The following is an 18,450-nucleotide window of genomic DNA, read 5'->3' on the forward strand; positions in this document are numbered from 1 at the left end:
CCTCGGCAGGGGGTGCGCCGGCCGCGGCGGCGGAAGTGCGGCCCGCCAGGACATCGCGTCAGAAAGACGATTACACTGAGGCGCGTGCCTCAACTACGCCTCGCACTGAATCAGATCGACTCGACCGTCGGTGACCTCGCCGGCAACGCCGAGGCGATCATCCACTGGACCCGGCACTCCGCCGAACAGGGCGCCCACCTGGTGGCGTTCCCCGAGATGGTGCTGACCGGTTACCCCGTCGAGGACCTGGCCCTGCGGTCGTCCTTCGTCGAGGCGTCGCGGAACGCGCTGCGTGCGCTCGCCGCCCGCCTCGACGCGGAGGGCTTCGGGGAGCTGCCGGTCGTCGTCGGATATCTCGACCGTTCCGAGAAGGTCCAGCCGCGCTACGGCCAGCCTGCCGGTTCTCCGCAGAACGCCGCCGCGGTGCTGCACCACGGGCAGGTCGCGTTGTCCTTCGCCAAGCATCACCTGCCCAACTACGGGGTCTTCGACGAGTTCCGGTACTTCGTGCCGGGCGACTCGATGCCCGTCGTGCGGGTCCACGGTGTCGATGTGGCGCTCGCGATCTGCGAGGACCTCTGGCAGGACGGCGGCCGGGTGCCGGCCGCGCGGGCCGCCGGGGCCGGGCTGCTGCTGTCGATCAATGCCTCGCCGTACGAGCGGGACAAGGACGACACCCGGCTGGACCTGGTCCGCAAGCGGGCCCAGGAGGCCGGCTGCACCACCGCCTATCTGGCGATGATCGGCGGCCAGGACGAACTGGTCTTCGACGGCGACTCGATCGTCGTCGACAAGGACGGCGACGTGATCGCCCGTGCCCCGCAGTTCGCCGAGGGCTGCGTCGTCCTCGATCTGGAGTTGCCCGCCGCGGCGCCCGAGGCGCCGTCCGGGGTGGTGAACGACGGGCTGCGGATCGACCATGTGGTCCTTTCCGACAAGCCTCTCCCCGTGTACGAGGCGGAGCTGACCGGCGGCTACGCCGAGCGGCTCGACGACGACGAGGAGCTGTACTCGGCGCTGGTCGTGGGTCTGCGTGCGTACGCCGCGAAGAACGGCTTCCGCAGTGTGCTGATCGGGCTCTCCGGCGGGATCGACTCGGCGCTCGTCGCGGCCATCGCGTGCGATGCGCTGGGCGCGCAGAACGTGTACGGCATCTCGATGCCGTCCAAGTACTCCTCGGACCACTCCAAGGGCGACGCGGCGGAGCTGGCGCGGCGTACCGGGCTGAACTTCCGCACCGTACCGATCGAGCCGATGTTCGACGCGTACATGAAATCGCTGGGGCTCACCGGTCTCGCCGAGGAGAACCTCCAGTCGCGGCTGCGCGGCACGACGCTGATGGCCGTCTCCAACCAGGAGGGCCAGATCGTCCTCGCACCGGGCAACAAGTCGGAGCTGGCGGTCGGGTACTCGACGCTGTACGGGGACTCCGTCGGCGCGTACGGGCCGATCAAGGACGTCTACAAGACGTCGGTCTTCCGGCTGGCGAAGTGGCGCAACCGGGCCGCGGAGGAACGCGGCCAGACGCCGCCGATTCCGGAGGCCTCCATCACCAAGCCGCCCAGCGCCGAGCTGCGGCCCGACCAGGTCGACACGGACTCGCTGCCCGACTACGACGTGCTGGACCGGATCCTGGAGCTGTACGTCGACCGGGACCTGGGGCTGGAGTCGATCGTGGCAGCCGGGTTCGACGAGACGCTGGTGACGAGGACGCTGCGGATGGTGGACACGGCGGAGTACAAGCGGCGGCAGTACCCGCCGGGCACGAAGATCTCCCCGAAGGGCTTCGGCAAGGACCGGCGGCTGCCGATCACCAATCGGTGGCGCGAGTCGGGGTGAGCGGCGACATCCCTCGCGTGTCTACCGGGAGTGAATCCATGGGATGTCGCGTTTACTCAGGAACCACTCCGCCGGGGACGTGGGGGACGTGGGCCCGTCGGTGCCGTGCTGGTGGATGCAGGCGTCGCGGCGTATGTGGTCAGGATCGAAGCCGAGCGCCCCGAGCTGCTTCTCGACAGCGCGCACCATGCCCGAGGGTCCGCTGACGTAGACCTGGCGGCCAGGTCGGTTACGGGCGTACTCAGCGACCTGTTGCAGCAGTTCGGCGTCGGCGTCCTCCGGTTCCCCGCCCTCCGGTGGCAGCGCCGCTGTGACGTCCAGCCAGTCGTACGTCTTGACCAGCCGCTCCAGGCCGTCGAGGTCGTAGACCTCGCACTCGGTGCGGGCGCCGAGGATGAGCCTCACTTCGCCCGGCCGGGGCAGGGCCGCGGCCGCCTCGATGATCGCCTTCACCGGCGCCCAGCCGGTACCCCCGGCCACGCACAGCAGACCGTGACCGGAATCGGGCGGCAGGGTCATGCTGCCGTTCGCGGGGCCGAGACGGACGCTGCCTCCGGAGCGGACCCGGTCCACCAGTGCGGTGCTCAGTCGGCCGCGCTCGATGCGGCGCACATGGAATTCCAGGGTGCCGTCGACGCGCGGAGCGTTGGCGATCGAGTACGGGCGCCAGACCTGGGGCGCCTCGGGCACGGTCAGCGCGGCGTGCTGACCGGCCTCGAAGGGATAGGGAAGGTGCGGGCGCACCGTGAGAACCGCGATGTCATCGGTGCGCCGCTCGTGGTGGACGACCTCCGCGTCCCACCAGCGGGGCGTCGACGCGGGGACCTCTTCGGCCGCAGCGATCATCACTTGCGAGATGAGGCCGTAGGCCGCGACCCACGACTCCTCGATCTCCTGCGTCCAGGCGTCGCCGGCAAACACCTTCAGCGCCGCGATGAGGCTGGCGCCCACGGCCGGGTAGTGCTCGGGACGGGTATCGAACTTGCGGTGGTCGAAGCCGAGGGGGCGCAGGTACGCCACGAGGGCTTCGGGGTCGGCGGTCTTCATGGCTGCCGCAGTGAGGGCGGCGAAGAGCCGGTCCTGCTGCTCGTCCATCTGCTCCGGGAACATGTGGCGGACGCCAGGGTTGTGGTGAAACAGGTGAGCGTAGAAGTACTTGCTCAGCTGATCCGCACGCCGTTCGACGACAGAGAAGCTCCACTCGATGAGTGCAGTATTTATGGACACAGGGGGCAATAATATCCGCGATCTCCACGACCCCCTGCACAAGCCCCCGAAGGGGCAGATCTCAGAGTTCGACGCGGGCGGCGATCGGGAGGTGGTCGCTGTCCGTCGCCGGGAGCGTCCACGACGACATCGGCTCGACCCCCTTCACCATGATCTGGTCGATCCGCGCCATCGGGGACGACGCCGGCCAGCTGAAGCCGAAGCCGTCGCCGGCCGCGCCCTGGGTGGACCTCATCTGCGAGGTGACCTCGTTGAGCGAGCGGTCGTTCATCGTGCCGTTGAGGTCACCGAGCAGGATCACCTTGCCGAGGCGTTCGTGGGCGATGGCCTCACCCAGGGCGTCCGCGCTGTTGTCGCGCTGGTTGGCGGTGAATCCGGCGTGCAGCTTGACCCGTACGGACGGCATATGGGCCACATAGACGGCGACCTCGCCGTTGGGCGTCGTCACCGTGGAACGCATCGCCCGGGTCCAGCCCATCTTGATGTCGACCGGCCGGGTGTTGCTCATCGGGTACTTGCTCCACAGGCCGACGGTCCCCTGCACCGAGTGGTACGGGAAGCGGTCGGCGAGCGCCGCCTCGTACGTCGGCACCTGGCCGCTCGGCAGCTCCTCCAGGGCGATGACGTCGGCGCCGGATCCCGCGACCTTCCGGGCGGTGCCCGTGGGGTCGGGGTTGCCGGCGTTGACGTTGTGGGTGGCCACGGTGAGGTCGCCGCCGCTGCCCGACTTGTCGGTGAGCAGCCCGCCGAAAAGGTTGAGCCAGACCACGACCGGCAGCAGCAGGGCGACCAGCGCGGTCGCCGAGCGACGCACCAGGCCCAGGATCAGCAGCAGCGGGACGAACACGCCGATCCATGGCAGGAACGTCTCGCTGAGGCTGCCGAGGTTGCCGATGGTGTTCGGGATCTCGGCGTGGAGCACCATCACGAGGGTGAGGAGTACAGCGCAGGCGGCGAGGACGATGCCGCGCCGCCACATGCCCTTACCACTGGTCCATCTGTCGCGCAGGTCTCGGAAGCGGGACCCGGTGCGCTGCGGTCCCGCGCTGCCGTTCCCGGTGTCCGCCCTGTACGCCTGCACCATTGCGCTGTCCTCACTGCTTAGCCGTACCCATCGCCGCGCTCCCCGACCCTAGGCGATGAGCAACGCCTTTCCTGCCGTCCACGACGGCCGTACTGCCACGAGGACGAAGGACGCGGTCCGGCGGGTTCCGGCCGGACGGATCTTGTGGGGCGTTGTGACGCAACGCTCACACTCGGGCAGGGCCGGGCGTGTCAGGCCTGGCCTGCGCTTTTGCCGGACGGAAGGGTGGCGGGGGCGGTTGCCCGGGCGGGGACCGGGGTGGTGTCGGGAGCCCTGCGCGGCACCAGGGCCCTCGACCGGCGTCCGGATGATTCGGTCGACGAGATCATCCGGGAGCGGCGCGTCGGTCCGGTGAATGGTCCGTTCGAGCATGGGGCCGACGAACAGGTCGTCCATCAGCTCCATGTCCGGGTCCGCCCGAAGTCCGCCGGGCGAACCGGACATCGCGGCGGAGTATCCCCTTTCGACACGGGACCGTCTCGTATCGGAAAGCCTTTGCCCGGTCGTGCCCACTTCCCGCGAACGGCCCCGGGATGCCACCATGGACAGGATCCGGGGACGCCGTCAGGGCGCCTCGAGATGATGAAGGAGCCGTTGGCCATGTCGCTTCAGGCTGCGCAGAACCAGCCCGCAACCCCCGCGGGGGCCCCCACCGACAGCAGCAAGGCGCTGTACGGAGGCAAGAGCACTCGCCGCATCACCGTCCATGACATCGCCGCCGCCACCGAGCGCGGCGAGAAGTGGCCCATGCTCACCGCCTACGACGCGATGACCGCGTCCGTCTTCGACGAGGCCGGAATCCCGGTCATGCTCGTCGGCGACTCCATGGGCAACTGTCATCTCGGCTACGAGACCACGGTGCCCGTCACGATGGACGAGATCGCCATCCTCTCCGCCGCCGTCGTACGGGGCACCAAGCGCGCCCTCATCGTCGGCGACCTGCCCTTCGGGGCGTACCAGGAAGGGCCCGTCCAGGCCCTGCGCAACGCCACCCGGCTGGTCAAGGAGTCCGGCGTCGGGGCGGTCAAGCTCGAGGGCGGCGAGCGTTCGCTCCCCCAGACCGAGCTGCTGGTCTCGGCCGGGATCCCGGTCATGTCGCACCTCGGTCTGACCCCGCAGTCCGTGAACACCATGGGCTACCGGGTGCAGGGCCGCAGCGACGAGGCCGCACACCGGCTGATCCGGGACGCCAAGGCGGCGCAGGACGCGGGGGCGTTCGCCGTCGTCCTGGAGCTCGTGCCGGCCGAGGTCGCCGCCGAGATCACCCGCAGTCTGCACATCCCGACCGTCGGCATCGGCGCCGGGCCGGACACCGACGCCCAGGTGCTGGTCTACACCGACATGGTCGGGCTGACCGGTGGCAAGGTGCCGCGCTTCACCAAGCAGTACGCGAACATGCGCAAGGTGCTCGGTGACGCGGCGAAGGAGTTCGCCGACGAGGTCGTCGGCGGCACGTTCCCGCAGCCGGAGCACACCTTCCATTAGGGCCTTCCGAACCACTAGGTGTTCTGTCCACAGAGGTTGGTGACAGTGATCACGGCTGGGTGATCTTGATCGAGTGAGGGCCTTCCGAACGAGAGGCCCCAGGACATGACCGGTCCCCTCCGGGGGATCACTGGCCACTGCCCGCACGCCGACAGCCCGCCGACTTCCCCCATCGGCGGGCTGTCGGCGTGTGCCGACCGCTGCAGGCGTTCTGCAGGCGGCCCTGTCGGCAGGTTGTCGGCGGATTGTCGGTGGCGGCTGGTCCCATGGTGGACATGACGCGAATCGACAAGAACCCCAGGAGCGGCGGCAACGCCGTCGAGGTGCGGGGGCTGGTCAAGCACTACGGCTCGACCAAGGCTCTGGACGGCGTGGACCTCGATGTGCGCGAGGGCACCGTCCTCGGTGTGCTCGGCCCCAACGGCGCCGGCAAGACCACCCTCGTACGCTGCCTGTCCACGCTGATCGTTCCCGATGCCGGACACGCCACCGTGGCGGGCTACGACGTGGTGAAGCAGCCCCGGCAGCTGCGCCGCGTCATCGGCCTGACGGGCCAGTACGCCTCGGTCGACGAGAAGCTCTCCGGCTGGGAGAACCTCTACATGATCGGGCGCCTCCTCGACCTGCCCCGCAGGACCGCGCGGGCCCGCGCCGAGGAGCTGCTGGAACGGTTCTCGCTCACGGAAGCCGCCAAGCGGCCCGCGATGAACTACTCCGGCGGCATGCGGCGCCGACTCGACCTGGCCGCCTCGATGATCGGCAGCCCGGCCGTGCTGTACCTGGACGAGCCGACGACGGGGCTCGACCCCCGGACCCGTAACGAGGTCTGGGACGAGGTGCGGCGCATGGTCGCGGAGGGAGCGACCGTACTGCTCACCACCCAGTACATGGAAGAGGCCGAGCAGCTCGCCGACGAGCTCACCGTCATCGACAAGGGCCGGATCATCGCCAACGGCGGGGTCGACGAGCTCAAGGCCAAGGTCGGCGGCCGCACCCTGCAGATCCGGCCCACGGACCCGGGCCAACTGCCCGCCATGGCGCGGGCGCTCGCGGAGGCCGGTCTCGACGGGATCGCTGGTTCACAGGCCGTCCCGGACGAGGGCACGTTGTACGTGCCGATCCTCAGCGACGACCAACTGACCGCCGTGATCGGCCTGTTCGCCGATCGCGGTCTCTCCATCGCACACATCGCCACCGCGCTGCCCAGCCTGGACGAGGTATTCCTGGCCATCACCGGTGAGAAGACCGCGCCGTCCGTGACCGACACGATCCCCGAGGAGGTCCCGGCATGAGCACGGCGACTCTGACCCCCGACGCCCCGACCGGCTCCGCACCGGCCAAGGTCCTCCACGACGAGGGCCGGATCGGACTGCGCAGCAATCTGCGGCACATCGGGGCGCTGGTGCGGCGCAATCTGCTCCAGATCAAGCAGGACCCGGAGTCGATGTTCGACGCGCTCCTGATGCCGGTCGTCTTCACGCTGCTGTTCGTGTACGTCTTCGGCGGCTCCGTCGGCGCGAGCCTGGGCGGGGACCGGCAGACGTACATCAACTACGTGATCCCCGGGCTGATGGCGATGATGGGCATGAACATCGCCATGGCGGTCGGCACCGGTGTCAATGACGACTTCCGCAAGGGCGTCATGGACCGGTTCCGGACCATGCCGATCGCCCGTTCCTCGGTACTCATCGCGAAGATCGTGGTCGAGCTCGGCCGGATGATGGTCGCCACGGTGATCCTGTTGGCCATGGGCTTCGCCCTCGGCATGGAGATCAAGACCTCGGTGGTCGGCCTGCTGGAGGCGGTCGCACTGTCGGCGGTGTTCGGCGCCTCCATCATGTGGATCTTCATCCTGCTCGGGCTGTCCCTCAAGACGTCCCAGTCGGTTCAGGCAATGGGGTTCCTCGTGCTGATGCCGCTGCAGTTCGGTTCATCGATCTTCGCCCCTCCGGCCACGATGCCCGGCTGGCTCCAGGCCTTCACCGACTACAACCCGCTGTCCAATCTCGCGGACGCGGCGCGCGGCCTGATGCTCGGCGGTCCGGTGGCGCACTCGGTGTGGCTGACGCTCGGCTGGGCCGCGGCCATCACCCTGGTGACGGCGCCGCTCGCGGTCGCCAAGTTCCGCAAGAGGACCTGACGCGCCCCTCCGGTTCACTCCCGGTACGCGTCGACCAGGGCGACGGCCTCCTCCAGTGCGAGGCCGTCGCCCTCGGCGTATGCGGAGTCGTACGCGGCCTCGCCGAGGACCGCCGAGGTCAGGGCCTTTGCCCGTGCCAGGTTGTCCCGCTCCATCGACGTCGGCACATGTCCGGCCGGCAGCAGTCGCGAGCCCGCGCCCAGCAGCCGTGCGGCGAGCCCGGCCGCCCGTTCGTCGCCGAGTCCGGCCAGGGCCCTGGCCACGGTGACGAGATGGATGACGGTCATCTGCGGCGCGACCATCTGCGAGAGCGGGTCACCGGACCGGGCCAGCGCCGTCCTGCCGCGGGCCAGCGCGTCGGCGTACAGCCCCTCCTGGTTGTCCAGCCAGGCCATGCCTCCCAGCACGAAGCCTTCGAAGATGGCCATGGTCTCCGAGCGGAAGTGGTCAAGCAGGGTGACCATATGCTCGCGGGCCTCGGCCGTCCGGCCGGAGCGGCCCAGCCACATCGCGAGAAAGAGCCGGGCTGTGGGCATCGTCTCGTGGCCCGCCTGTGGTCCCTGGGAGAGCACGTCCCGCAGGATCCGTTCGCCCTCCGCGCCGCGGTCGAGCTCGGTGAGCACCGAGGCGTAGCGGGTACGGAGCACCGCCACCTGGGACTGCGCGCCGAGCTTCTCGGCGTAGCCGATCGCGGCCAGGAAGTCCTCGGCGGCGCGGGCGTATTCGCCGCACCGCTCGTTCGCCTCGCCCCGCGAGGAGAGTGATTCGGCGGCGCCCCAGTCGTCGCCGAGCCGACTGAAGATCTCCAGGCTCTCCTCGGCATCGATGCGCGCCTCGTCCGACCAACTGGGGCGGTTGGCCAGCATATTGGCACGCTGGAGGAGCGCGGCGGCCAGTTCCCAGTCGTAGCCCAGCTCGCGGCAGGAACGGACCGTCTCGTCCAGCAGCTCGCGCAGCTCGCCCATGTCCCCGGTGAGCAGGACCGCGAAGAACCAGAGTGATGCCGGAGCCCGGCAGGTCTGCGGCTGGCCCGGGTGATACGTGTCGGCGATGACACGGAGCCGCGCCATGCTCGCCTCGTTGGTCCATTCGTCCATGGCGTGGTCCATGCTGACCAGTTGGACCAGCGCCACCTCGCGCCTGGCCTCCTGGAGCAGGTCCGGCGACATGGGCGGCGGCGCGGCCGTGCAGCGTTCGTGGATCGACGGTGCGGGAGTGGCGGGTGAGGTGAAGGGGTCGGGGCCCAGCGCGGCGGCGGCGTCCGCCCACTGCAGGGCGTCCGCCCGCAGGTCGCGCATCTGCCAGTACCAGGAGAGCGAGAGCACCATGCAGAGCGCCTCGTGCTCGTCGCGGGCGGCGACGGCGTGGCGCAGCGCGGTGCGCAGATTCTCGTACTCGCGCTGCAGGAGGTCGATGGCGGCCCGCTGTCCGGCGCCCCGGAGTTCGGGATCGGTGGTACGGACCAGCTCCCGGAAGTGCACCAGGTGGCGCCGCTCGACGGCGGCCCGCTCCCCGGCCTCGTCGAGCCGCTCGGCGGCGTACTCGCCGACGGTCTCCAGCAGGCGGTAGCGCATTTCGCCGTCGTCGGCGGGTGCGGCGACGACGAGGGACTTGTCGACCAGTGAGCCGAGCAGCCCGGCGACTTCGCGCGCGTCCTGCGGCCGGTCCGCGCAGACCGCCTCGGCCGCGGCGAGCGTGCAGCCGCCGGCGAAGACCGACAGCCTGCGCAGGGCGGCGCGTTCGGACAGGTCGAGAAGATCCCAGGACCAGTCGACGACGGCACGCAGCGTCTGCTGGCGCGGCAGTACGGTACGGGCCCCGCTGGTCAGCAGGCGGAACCGGTCGTCGAGCCGGTCGGCGATCTGGCGCGGGCTGAGCATGCGCAGCCGGGCGGCGGCGAGTTCGATGGCGAGCGGCAGTCCGTCGAGCCGGCGGCAGATCTCCGCGGCGGCCGACGCGGTCTCCTCGTCCGTGTCGGTCCGGAACCCCGGTTTCGCGGCGGCGCCGCGGTCGGCGAGCAGACGCAGCGCCATGGGGCCGGGCAGCGGGTCGACGGGGCGGACGAACTCGCCGGGTACGCCGAGGGGTTCGCGGCTGGTCGCCAGGACGGTGAGGTCCGGGCAGCGGGTGAGCAGATGGTCGGCGAGCGCGGCGGCGGCCTCGATGACGTGCTCGCAGTTGTCGAGGAGGAGGAGCATGCGGCGCCGGGAGCAGTGCTCGGTGAGCCGGACGAGCGGGTCGCCCGCGCCGCGCTCGGCGGCCCGGAGCTCTTCGGCGCCGGCGCCGCGCAGCACGGTCTCGCGGGCACCGAGCGCGGTCAGTACGGCTTCGGGCACGGTTTCCGGGTCGTCGACGGGGGCGAGCTCGGCCAGCCAGACACCGTCCGGCCAGGCGGGCGCGACGGATTCGGCGGCCTCCTGGGAGAGCCGGGTCTTGCCCGCGCCGCCGGGTCCCAGAAGGGTGACGAGCCGGGCCTGTGCGAGGTCGTCCCGGAGGGCGTCGATGTCGTCCTCGCGCCCGACGAAGCTGGTGAGCCTGGCGCGGAGGTTGCCCTGGGCGTGGGGGGTGGGGGTGCGGACCGGTTCCGCCACGGGGGCCTGTGCGGGCGCCCGGCCCGGGGCGGGCATCCGGTCCGTGGCGTGGGCCGGCTCCTTTCCCGGCGTCCGATTCGGCGGTCTGCGCACCGGCTCCTGATGGAGCAACTCCGCGTGCAGTGCGCGCAGTTCGGGACCCGGGTCGGCGCCGAGGCGGTCGGCGAGCACGGTGCGCACCTCCTCGTACGCCGCCAGCGCCTGCGCCGTACGTCCGGCGTCCCGCAGCGCCCGCAGCCGCAGCGCCTGAAGGGGTTCGTCCATCGGGTGGTCCGCGCAGAGCGCGACCAGCTCGGGCAGGACCTCGTCGGCCCGGCCCAGCGCCAGCGCCGCGGCCAGCCTGGCGCGGCGGGCGTCCAGGCGGCGGGCCGTCCAGCGGGCGGCCTCGGCGCCCCGGTCCGGCAGATCGGCGAGAACCGGTCCGCGCCAGAGTGCGAGGGCGTCGTCGAGGACCGTCACGGCCTTCGCCGGATCGCCCTCCTCCAGTGCGCGCGCACCGTCCCCGGCGAGTCGCCCGAAGCGGTGCAGGTCGACCGCGTCCGGGTCGACGGCGAGCCGGTAGCCGCCCTCCGCCGAGGTGATCGCCTCGTGGCCGAGGACCCGTCGGAGCCGGCCGACGAGCGCCTGCAGGGCGCCGACCGCGTCGGCGGGCGGATCGCCGTCCCACACCTCGTCGACGAGCACGGCGGCCGGGACGGTACGGGCGGGGCGCAGCGCGAGAACGGTCAGCAGGGCGCGCAGCCGCGCCCCACCGATGACGACGGCCGTGCCGTCGTCATGGAGTGCCTGTGTGGTGCCGAGGATGCTGTAGCGCACCCGCCTATTCTCCGCGACCGGGATCGGGAAAGGGACAACCGCCCGGCCGCACCCGTCTCTTCCGCTCCCCACCGCTGCCCGTCATGTCCCCATCCTGTCCGGAACCACCGCGTCGCCGCGAGACGTTTCCTCCGTGCGCCGGTACGGTCGGGGCTCGTCCCCGCTCCGACGCACTCCCCCGCACCCAGCCACCTGGAGTCCGTTGATGACCACTGCAGCAGCCCGGAGCGACCGGCGGATCAGCCCCGTCTTTCTCGGGATCGTCGCCGTCATGGCGGTATCGGGCTGGGCGGTGTGGACGGACTTCGGGTATCCCCCGGGGCTCGCGGCCTTCCTCTTCGTCACGGCGGCGTGGGTCGTCTCGCTCTGTCTGCACGAGTACGCGCACGCCCGCACGGCGCTGCACAGCGGGGACATCTCGGTCGGGGAGAAGGGCTATCTCACGCTCAACCCGCTCGCCTATACGCACGCACTGCTGAGCATCGTGCTGCCGGTGCTCTTCGTGATCATGGGTGGGATCGGTCTCCCCGGTGGCGCGGTCTTCATCGAGCGGGGCCGGATCAGCGGCCGCTGGAGGCACAGTCTGATTTCGGCGGCGGGCCCGCTGACGAACGTGCTGTTCGCGCTCGTCTGCACGGCGCCGTTCTGGCTGCACGCCCTGGACGGGGTCCCGAGGGAGTTCCGGTACGCGCTGGCGTTCCTGGCACTGCTCCAGGTCACCGCGGCGATCCTGAACTTCCTGCCGGTCCCCGGCCTGGACGGGTACGGGGTGATCGAGCCCTGGTTGTCGTACCGGATCCGCCGCCAGGCGGAGCCGTTCGCGCAGTTCGGACTGATCGCGGTCTTCGGCATGCTGTGGATCCCGGAGGTCAACCACGTGTTCTTCGACGCGATCCACAGCCTGCTGCAGTCACTGGGCGTGAGTGAATTCAGGACCTACTGCGGCCGCGACGCCTACCAGTTCTGGAGCACGGCGAATCCGGCCTGCGCCGTCGACAGGCCGTAGCCCGACGGGCTCCCCGGCCGGACGGCTTCCTGACGGCTGTCCCGTCGTCCCCGGCGGGACAACCCTCAGCCCGTGGTCCCGGCGCGCTGCTTGTGCAGGTAGTACCACGCCATGTTGGAGGAGAGTCCGGCCAGCAGCACCCAGACGATCCCGAGCCAGCTGCCCTGGACGAAGGAGGCCACGGCCGCACCGACGGCGAGGACGCAGACGGCGAGGGCGTAGAGAGCGAGGCGGGGCATGGGAGGCAGCTCCTGTCCGGGGGTGGTGCGCGGTCCCGTCCAGTGTCCCTCATGCCCCGTTCCGCTCTCCGCAGGGTGCGGCCGCGGGCGCCCGTCGGCTCACACGTCGGTGGTACGCAGTCCCGCGTGCGCCTTGTAGCGGCGGTTGACCGAGATCAGGTTGGCGACGAGCGATTCGACCTGGTGGGCGCCTCGCAGCCGGCCCGCGAAGATGCCGCGCATGCCGGGGATCCGGCCGGCGAGCGCCTGGACGAGGTCGGTGTCGGCGCGGGCCTCGCCCAGCACCAGCACATCGGTGTCGATCTCCTCGATCGCCTCGTTCTGAAGCAGCACCGCCGAAAGGTGGTGGAAGGCGGCGGCGACCCGGGAGTCGGGCAGCAGGGCGGCGGCCTGCTCGGCGGCGCTGCCCTCCTCGGGCTTCAGGGCGTACGCACCCTTGTCGTCGAAACCGAGCGGGTTGACGCAGTCGATGACGAGCTTCCCGGCGAGCTCCTCGCGCAGCGACTCCAGGGTCTTGGCGTGGCCGTCCCACGGCACGGCGACGATCACGACGTCGCTGCGCCGGGCGCAGTCGGCGTTGTCCGCGCCCTCGACGCCGAGGCCCAGCTCGCCGGCGGCGGCCCGGGCGCGGTCGGCGACGCGCGAGCCGATGATCACCTTCTGCCCGGCACGGGCGAACCGATAGGCGAGCCCGCGTCCCTGCGGACCGGTGCCGCCGAGCACGCCGACGATCAGACCGGATACGTCGGGAAGGTCCCAGGGGTCCTTGGCGGGGGGCTTGGGCGCGCTGCCACTGTCGTTCGTAGTCATGGCGCCGACATTACTGCGCGCCCTGGAAGGGAAGGCCAGGTCGGCCTCCTGCGACATCCGTCACCGCGGTCCCCGTTCGGCTGGTTCGGTGCCGTTCTCCGGTGCGGCGGACGAGCCCTGCGGCATGATGCCGGGCCATGGATGCCGTACGCGTCGCCCTGCTCCGAGAAGTGCTCGCCGGGACCGAGTGGCCCGCGACGGCCCGGCGCTTCGCGGGGACGCTGCGCTCGTCCGTCGTTCCGCACGGCGGCGGGCTGCTGCTGGTGGGGACGGCGGCGTACGAGCCGTGGCACCTGGCGGCCCATCTGGTCGACGAGTCCACCTGGTCCGGGCTTCCGGAGCTGACCCCCACGCTCGTACGGCACCGGGTGCAACCGGGCGATCCGGCGCATCTGGCCGTCGGTCTGGGCCGGATCGAGGCGGCCGGGCGGGGCGAGACGCTGCTCCTGGTGGCCCCGGAGCGGCCCGGGGACGGGCTGCTGGAGCGGGTGCACGATGCGCGCCGGGCCGGGGCGACGGTGCTGTCGCTGAACGCCGGCGACCCGGAGGTGGAGGGGCTGGCCCATGAGACGCTCGCGGTGACCGGCACCGACGATGTGGACCTGGACACCGTGCAGCACCTGGTGACCGCGGCGGCCGGCGAGAACAGTGTCCCGGCGCCGCGCGGTCGCCGCGGCTTCCGGGACCGGCTGTCCCGGCTCGCCGACCAGCTGACCGCGCCACCGCCACCGAGGTGGTGAAGGGCCGCGGACCGCGGCCAAAACCGGTTGCAGGCGGCACCTACGGCACCGGACCATGACCTCTCGTGACCTCTGCCTCCCCCCTGCCCGCCAGGCTCTCCGCGCTGCTGCCCGACCTGTCGCCCTGGCGGTCCTCGGCCGACTTCCGGCTGCTGTGGGTCCAGGGACTGATCACCTACTTCGGCAGCTTCATGGCCCTGATCGCGCTGCCGCTCCAGATCAAGGAGCTCACCGGTTCGCCGCTCGCCGTCGGCGCGATGGGTGCGGTCGAGCTGGTGCCGCTGGTCGTCTTCGGTCTGTACGGCGGGGCGCTCGCCGACTCCGCGGACCGCCGCAAGGTGATCCTGGGCACCGAGGCGGGGCTGGGGCTGCTCGCCGTCGTCCTGCTGGTGAATGCCGCGCTGCCCGACCCTGTGCTCTGGCCGCTCTATCTCGTCGCGGGCGGCGTCTCCGCGCTCGCCGGGCTGCAGCGGCCCGCGCTGGACTCGCTGCTGGCCAGGATCGTGCCGCACGACCAGCTCACCGCGGCCGCCGCGCTGAACTCGCTGCGCTGGCAGTTCGGCGCGATCACGGGCCCGGCGGTGGCCGGTCTGGTGGTGGCCTATGCCGGGCACGCCACGGCGTACGCGGTCACGGTGGTCACGTTCACCGTCTCCGTACTGCTGTGTCTGCGGCTGGCACCCGCACCGCCCGCCGAGCACGCAAAAAAGCCGTCGCTGCGGGGCATCGCGGAGGGCGCGCGGTACGCGTGGAGCCGGCCGGTGCTGCTGGGGACGTACGCGATCGATCTGGCGGCGATGTTCTTCGCCTTCCCGAACACGATCTTCCCGTTCCTCGCGGACGAGCTGGACGCCGAGTGGTCGCTGGGGCTGATGTACGCGGCGGGATCGGTCGGCTCCCTGGTGCTGGGGCTGACGAGCGGCTGGACCTCACGGGTGCGACGGCACGGGCTGTTCGTGGTCCTCGGTGCGGCCGTCTGGGGACTGGCGATCGCGGCAGCGGGATGGTTGGGCCATGTGTGGCTGGTGCTGGGCTGCCTGGCGGTGGCGGGCGCGGGCGACATGCTCAGCGGGCTCGGCCGCTCCACGATCTGGAACCAGACCATCCCGGAGGAGTTGCGCGGAAGGCTGGCGGGCATCGAGGTGCTGTCGTACAGCGTCGGCCCGCAACTGGGCCAGGTGCGGGCGGGCGCGATGGCGGGCTGGACGGGCACCCGCTCGGCGATCTGGTCGGGCGGAGTGGCGTGCGTGGCCTCGGTCGCGCTGCTGGCGGCGGCGCTCCCGAAGCTGCTCACGTACGACTCCGGGACGGACGAGGACGCGGTGCGCCGACGGGAGGCGAGAACAGCCGGCCTCCCGGCGTCCGGACAGTCAAGCCCCTCCGGCGTCTGAGAAACGGCGTCCGGGGCGGGGCCCCGGGGCCAGGTCTACGCGTCGGCCTCCGGAGGCGTGGAGCGGTCGTGCCATTTGGGGTCGTTCTCCCACTCCAGGTTCCGCTCCTGCGCCGTCTCCATGGCGTGTCGAGCCTCCTCGGGAGTGGTGTACGGCCCGAACCGGTCCTTCGCCGGGCACTCCGGGCCTTCCTCGACCTTCTTGTGCTCCAGGCAGTAGTACCACTCGCCCGGCTTGCCGGCCGTGCGCTTCTTGAACAGGGCCATCATCGGCTCCTTTCCTCGGGGCCATGCTGCCCCAGGCGCGCTGGTTAGACTCGCTGACATGTCTGGCCAGTCGCTGCTCGTACCAGGGGAGATCACTCCCATCCGTTCCGTCCCCGGAAACATCCGGCGCCCCGAGTATGTGGGCAAGCCCGCTCCGACGCCGTACACCGGCCCGGAGATCCAGGACGCCGACACCGTCGAGCGCATGCGCATCGCGGGGCGGATCGCCGCGCAGGCGATGGCGGAGGCCGCGAAGCACATCGCCCCGGGTGTGACGACGGACGAACTCGACCGGGTCGCCCACGAGTTCCTGTGTGATCACGGCGCCTATCCGTCGACGCTCGGCTACCGCGGTTTCCCCAAGTCGCTCTGCACCTCGCTCAACGAGGTCATCTGCCACGGCATCCCGGACTCCACGGTGCTGCGCGACGGTGACATCGTGAACCTCGACGTCACCGCCTACATCAACGGCGTGCACGGCGACAACAACGCCACGTATCTCTGCGGCGACGTGGACGAGGAGTCCCGGCTGCTCGTGGAGCGCACCGAGGAGTCGCTGAACCGGGCCATCAAGGCGGTACGCCCGGGCCGTCAGGTCAATGTGATCGGGCGGGTCATCGAGTCGTACGCGAAGCGCTTCGGGTACGGCGTGGTCCGGGACTTCACCGGGCACGGGATCAATTCCTCGTTCCACTCCGGTCTGATCATTCCGCACTACGACAGCCCGCACGCGACCACCGTGATGCAGCCCGGCATGACGTTCACCATCGAGCCGATGCTGACGCTCGGGACGCATGACTACGACATGTGGGACGACGGCTGGACCGTGGTGACGAAGGACCGCAAGCGCACCGCCCAGTTCGAGCACACGCTGGTCGTGACGGAGTCGGGCGCGGAGATCCTCACCGTTCCGTAGCCCTCGTACGCGATCTTGCCCACCGGGCACAGGAGCGGAATCCGGCGTATCGTTTTTACCGACAAGCCGTCGGGAAATCGCCGTCTCGGGTGAGCCCGAGCGGCAGGATCGGGGATGTCGCCAGTCACTGCTGCGCGCGGCCGCTGTCGACATTTCGTCTCTTTCCGGACTTCCCGTCCCCTCGGCCCCCGGAGGCCGCCTTGGACGCACCCGCCACCGCCGCGCCCTTCTCGACAATGATCCGCACGGCGTCGCACGAGGAGCACACCGAGGCCGAGACCTCGACCTTCATGAGGGATCTGCTGGGCGGGCGTCTCCGGGTGGACGCGTACGCGCGTTACACCGAGCAGCTGTGGTTCGTCTACCGGGCACTGGAGGGCGGTGCGGACGCACTGCGCTCCGATCCGGTCGCGGGTCCGTTCATACAGTCCGAGCTGATGCGCACCGCCGAACTGGAGCGCGACCTGGCCCATCTGCGGGGAGCGGACTGGCGCGAGGGCATGGAACCGCTGCCCGCGACGGCCGTGTACGCCGACCGGGTCGCCGAGTGCGCGCGCACCTGGCCCGCCGGGTACATCGCGCACCACTACACCCGGTACCTCGGGGACCTCTCCGGAGGTCAGGTCATCCGCGACAGGGCGGAGAGGACCTGGGGGTTCGCACGCAAGGGTGACGGGGTGCGGTTCTATGTCTTCGAGGAGATCCCCGATCCCGCCTCGTTCAAGCGGGGTTACCACGACCTGCTGGATGCGGTGAACGCCGACGATCCGGAGAAGCAGCGGATCGTCGACGAGTGCAAGCGGGCGTTCTCTCTGAACACGGCGGTGTTCCGGGAGCTGGGAGAGGCGTTCCCGCTCAGCGCGCGGTGACCCGGAGATCCTGGCCGCGGGTGGACAGCAGGACGCGGCCCCCGATCTCCACGGTGCCGTCCGGTGCGGGCGCGGTGAGGATCTGGGAGCCGCGCCCCTGGGTGATATTGAGGGCGCGACCCAGCTGCGCGCTGAGCAGCAGCGCCGCGGCGCCCGTCGCCTCGTCCTCCGTGATCGCGCCGGAGCGGCTGACGCCGCGCTCATCGATGCGCCGCGGGAACGCCCGCGCCCTGACCCGTCCCGCCGCCTCGTCCTCCCACGCCCAGACGTAGAGCCAGCCCTCCCCGGGCGGCGGGCCGGTGAGCGCCTCGACCTCGGTGACGGATGCGTAGCGCTCCAGCGTCCGCGGCGGCGCCCACTCGGGGCGTGCGGTGATCCAGGTGAACTCGCCGTCCTGGCGGGCGAAGATCTCCCCGACCGGCAGTTCCAGAATCTCCAAATCGAGCAGCCAGGCGGCGCCGACGAGCGGATGCCCGGCAAAGGGCAGCCGGAGCCCCGGCGTGTAGATGTCGACATGCCCCCGCTCCGGGTCGTCGACGAACACGGTCTCACTGAAACCGAGTTGACCGGCGAGCGCCTGCCGGGACGCCTCGTCGGGGTACACACTCCCGTCGCGTACGACCCCGAGGGCATTGCCGTGCCGGCCGTCGGGGCCGCAGAACACCCGCAGTACGTCGATGCCCGCGGGTACGTCGAAGTCATTCACGTGCGCATTCAAGCACCGCGCGGGCGCCTGTCGCGGCGCAGGGCCGGACCGGCGGGTTGTCGGACAGAGGCACCCGAGGAGCTCAAAGCGCCTGCGGATTCGAGAGTTCGGCGTCCTCGCCGAAGACGATCGCTCTCCGCGCCGCCCGGGGCGAACAGACCCGGGTCGCGCCGGCACGGAGGCCGGCGCAGTGCGCCCCACCGCCGTTGCCCGACCGCCGCCCTCGACCGGCGTACCGAACCGGAACCCGACGACTTGACCTTTGCTTGACCTTCTCTTGGGCTGTCCATGGGTCGCCCGTGATCACTCCGCTCCCCCGCGCCCC

Annotated in this window: 16 protein-coding genes and 1 pseudogene; 9 read left to right on the top strand and 8 right to left on the bottom strand. The window is 70.9% G+C overall.

The annotated features are described in order from the left end of the window. Positions 1-84: 84 nt before the first annotated feature. Complete coding sequence (locus AB0I23_RS23560) at positions 85-1,839, top strand: NAD+ synthase (protein ID WP_359111979.1); 1,755 nt, start codon at positions 85-87, stop codon at positions 1,837-1,839. Between the two features lie 21 nt (positions 1,840-1,860). Here AB0I23_RS23560 and AB0I23_RS23565 read toward each other — a convergent pair whose 3' ends face one another. The 3 genes and pseudogenes from AB0I23_RS23565 to AB0I23_RS23575 form a co-directional block, all read right to left on the bottom strand. Further along, positions 1,861-3,066: a globin domain-containing protein gene (locus AB0I23_RS23565; protein WP_359111981.1), complete on the bottom strand. Its 1,206-nt coding sequence runs from the start codon at positions 3,064-3,066 to the stop codon at positions 1,861-1,863. A gap of 61 nt (positions 3,067-3,127) precedes the next feature. Next, positions 3,128-4,045: an endonuclease/exonuclease/phosphatase family protein gene (locus AB0I23_RS23570; RefSeq protein ID WP_436846990.1), complete on the bottom strand. Its 918-nt coding sequence runs from the start codon at positions 4,043-4,045 to the stop codon at positions 3,128-3,130. 393 nt (positions 4,046-4,438) lie between these two features. Next, a pseudogene (locus AB0I23_RS23575) lies at positions 4,439-4,579 on the bottom strand (TetR family transcriptional regulator); the annotation flags it as partial. Positions 4,580-4,750: 171 nt separating this feature from the next. Here AB0I23_RS23575 and panB point away from each other — a divergent pair. From panB to AB0I23_RS23590, 3 genes are all read left to right on the top strand, one after another. Continuing rightward, the gene (gene panB / locus AB0I23_RS23580; RefSeq protein ID WP_359111984.1) at positions 4,751-5,635 is read left to right on the top strand and encodes a 3-methyl-2-oxobutanoate hydroxymethyltransferase; all 885 of its coding nucleotides are present in this window, start codon (positions 4,751-4,753) and stop codon (positions 5,633-5,635) included. Positions 5,636-5,901: 266 nt separating this feature from the next. Then, positions 5,902-6,927 carry an ATP-binding cassette domain-containing protein gene (locus tag AB0I23_RS23585; RefSeq protein ID WP_359111986.1) on the top strand — a complete coding sequence of 342 codons (1,026 nt, stop codon included), beginning with the start codon at positions 5,902-5,904 and terminating at the stop codon, positions 6,925-6,927. Continuing rightward, entirely contained in the window at positions 6,924-7,775 is an 852-nt protein-coding gene (locus tag AB0I23_RS23590) for an ABC transporter permease (protein WP_359111988.1), read from the top strand. Before AB0I23_RS23585 ends, AB0I23_RS23590 begins: the two co-directional genes overlap by 4 nt. Positions 7,776-7,789: 14 nt before the next feature. On the opposite strand, the gene AB0I23_RS23595 is transcribed toward AB0I23_RS23590, so the two are convergent. Then, positions 7,790-11,182 carry an AfsR/SARP family transcriptional regulator gene (locus AB0I23_RS23595; protein ID WP_359111990.1) on the bottom strand — a complete coding sequence of 1,131 codons (3,393 nt, stop codon included), beginning with the start codon at positions 11,180-11,182 and terminating at the stop codon, positions 7,790-7,792. A 205-nt stretch (positions 11,183-11,387) separates the two neighbouring features. Between AB0I23_RS23595 and AB0I23_RS23600 the strand changes: the two genes are divergently transcribed. Further along, a complete protein-coding gene (locus AB0I23_RS23600) occupies positions 11,388-12,188 on the top strand; it encodes a site-2 protease family protein (protein WP_359111991.1) in 801 nt (266 codons plus the stop codon). A gap of 65 nt (positions 12,189-12,253) precedes the next feature. Here AB0I23_RS23600 and AB0I23_RS23605 read toward each other — a convergent pair whose 3' ends face one another. Together AB0I23_RS23605 and npdG are read right to left on the bottom strand one after the other, a co-directional pair. Continuing rightward, the gene (locus AB0I23_RS23605; RefSeq protein ID WP_359111993.1) at positions 12,254-12,427 is read right to left on the bottom strand and encodes a hypothetical protein; all 174 of its coding nucleotides are present in this window, start codon (positions 12,425-12,427) and stop codon (positions 12,254-12,256) included. A gap of 99 nt (positions 12,428-12,526) precedes the next feature. Then, a complete protein-coding gene (gene npdG / locus AB0I23_RS23610) occupies positions 12,527-13,237 on the bottom strand; it encodes an NADPH-dependent F420 reductase (protein ID WP_359111995.1) in 711 nt (236 codons plus the stop codon). A gap of 137 nt (positions 13,238-13,374) precedes the next feature. Here npdG and AB0I23_RS23615 point away from each other — a divergent pair, with 137 nt between their 5' ends. After that, positions 13,375-13,977 (top strand): hypothetical protein, encoded by a 603-nt coding sequence (locus AB0I23_RS23615; protein ID WP_359111996.1) that lies wholly within the window; start codon positions 13,375-13,377, stop codon positions 13,975-13,977. Between the two features lie 65 nt (positions 13,978-14,042). Further along, complete coding sequence (locus tag AB0I23_RS23620; protein ID WP_359111998.1) at positions 14,043-15,368, top strand: MFS transporter; 1,326 nt, start codon at positions 14,043-14,045, stop codon at positions 15,366-15,368. A gap of 35 nt (positions 15,369-15,403) precedes the next feature. On the opposite strand, the gene AB0I23_RS23625 is transcribed toward AB0I23_RS23620, so the two are convergent. Beyond that, positions 15,404-15,634, bottom strand: a complete 231-nt coding sequence (locus AB0I23_RS23625) for a hypothetical protein (RefSeq protein ID WP_327249565.1) — start codon at positions 15,632-15,634, stop codon at positions 15,404-15,406. Positions 15,635-15,692: 58 nt separating this feature from the next. Here AB0I23_RS23625 and map point away from each other — a divergent pair, with 58 nt between their 5' ends. Together map and AB0I23_RS23635 are read left to right on the top strand one after the other, a co-directional pair. Further along, a complete protein-coding gene (gene map, locus AB0I23_RS23630) occupies positions 15,693-16,550 on the top strand; it encodes a type I methionyl aminopeptidase (RefSeq protein WP_359112000.1) in 858 nt (285 codons plus the stop codon). 200 nt (positions 16,551-16,750) lie between these two features. Next, positions 16,751-17,419 (top strand): heme oxygenase (biliverdin-producing), encoded by a 669-nt coding sequence (locus AB0I23_RS23635; RefSeq protein ID WP_359112001.1) that lies wholly within the window; start codon positions 16,751-16,753, stop codon positions 17,417-17,419. Here the strand turns inward: AB0I23_RS23635 and AB0I23_RS23640 are convergent. Further along, on the bottom strand, positions 17,406-18,125 hold the full coding sequence (locus AB0I23_RS23640; RefSeq protein ID WP_359112003.1) for a PhzF family phenazine biosynthesis protein: 720 nt from the start codon (positions 18,123-18,125) through the stop codon (positions 17,406-17,408). The genes AB0I23_RS23635 and AB0I23_RS23640 overlap by 14 nt on opposite strands. Positions 18,126-18,450 lie beyond the last annotated feature (325 nt).

The sequence above is a fragment of the Streptomyces atratus genome (assembly GCF_040655115.1).
In the GTDB taxonomy this organism is placed as follows: Bacteria; Actinomycetota; Actinomycetes; order Streptomycetales; family Streptomycetaceae; genus Streptomyces; species Streptomyces atratus_D.

Bases quoted from the DNA above. Each gene is read 5' to 3' on its own strand.
- AB0I23_RS23570 (WP_436846990.1), bottom strand. From the start codon at position 4,045: ATGTGGCGGCGCGGCATCGTCCTCGCCGCCTGCGCTGTACTCCTCACC.
- panB (WP_359111984.1), top strand. From the start codon at position 4,751: ATGTCGCTTCAGGCTGCGCAGAACCAGCCCGCAACCCCCGCGGGGGCC.
- AB0I23_RS23585 (WP_359111986.1), top strand. From the start codon at position 5,902: ATGGTGGACATGACGCGAATCGACAAGAACCCCAGGAGCGGCGGCAAC.
- AB0I23_RS23590 (WP_359111988.1), top strand. From the start codon at position 6,924: ATGAGCACGGCGACTCTGACCCCCGACGCCCCGACCGGCTCCGCACCG.
- AB0I23_RS23600 (WP_359111991.1), top strand. From the start codon at position 11,388: ATGACCACTGCAGCAGCCCGGAGCGACCGGCGGATCAGCCCCGTCTTT.
- AB0I23_RS23605 (WP_359111993.1), bottom strand. From the start codon at position 12,427: ATGCCCCGCCTCGCTCTCTACGCCCTCGCCGTCTGCGTCCTCGCCGTC.
- npdG (WP_359111995.1), bottom strand. From the start codon at position 13,237: ATGACTACGAACGACAGTGGCAGCGCGCCCAAGCCCCCCGCCAAGGAC.
- AB0I23_RS23615 (WP_359111996.1), top strand. From the start codon at position 13,375: ATGGATGCCGTACGCGTCGCCCTGCTCCGAGAAGTGCTCGCCGGGACC.
- AB0I23_RS23625 (WP_327249565.1), bottom strand. From the start codon at position 15,634: ATGGCCCTGTTCAAGAAGCGCACGGCCGGCAAGCCGGGCGAGTGGTAC.
- map (WP_359112000.1), top strand. From the start codon at position 15,693: ATGTCTGGCCAGTCGCTGCTCGTACCAGGGGAGATCACTCCCATCCGT.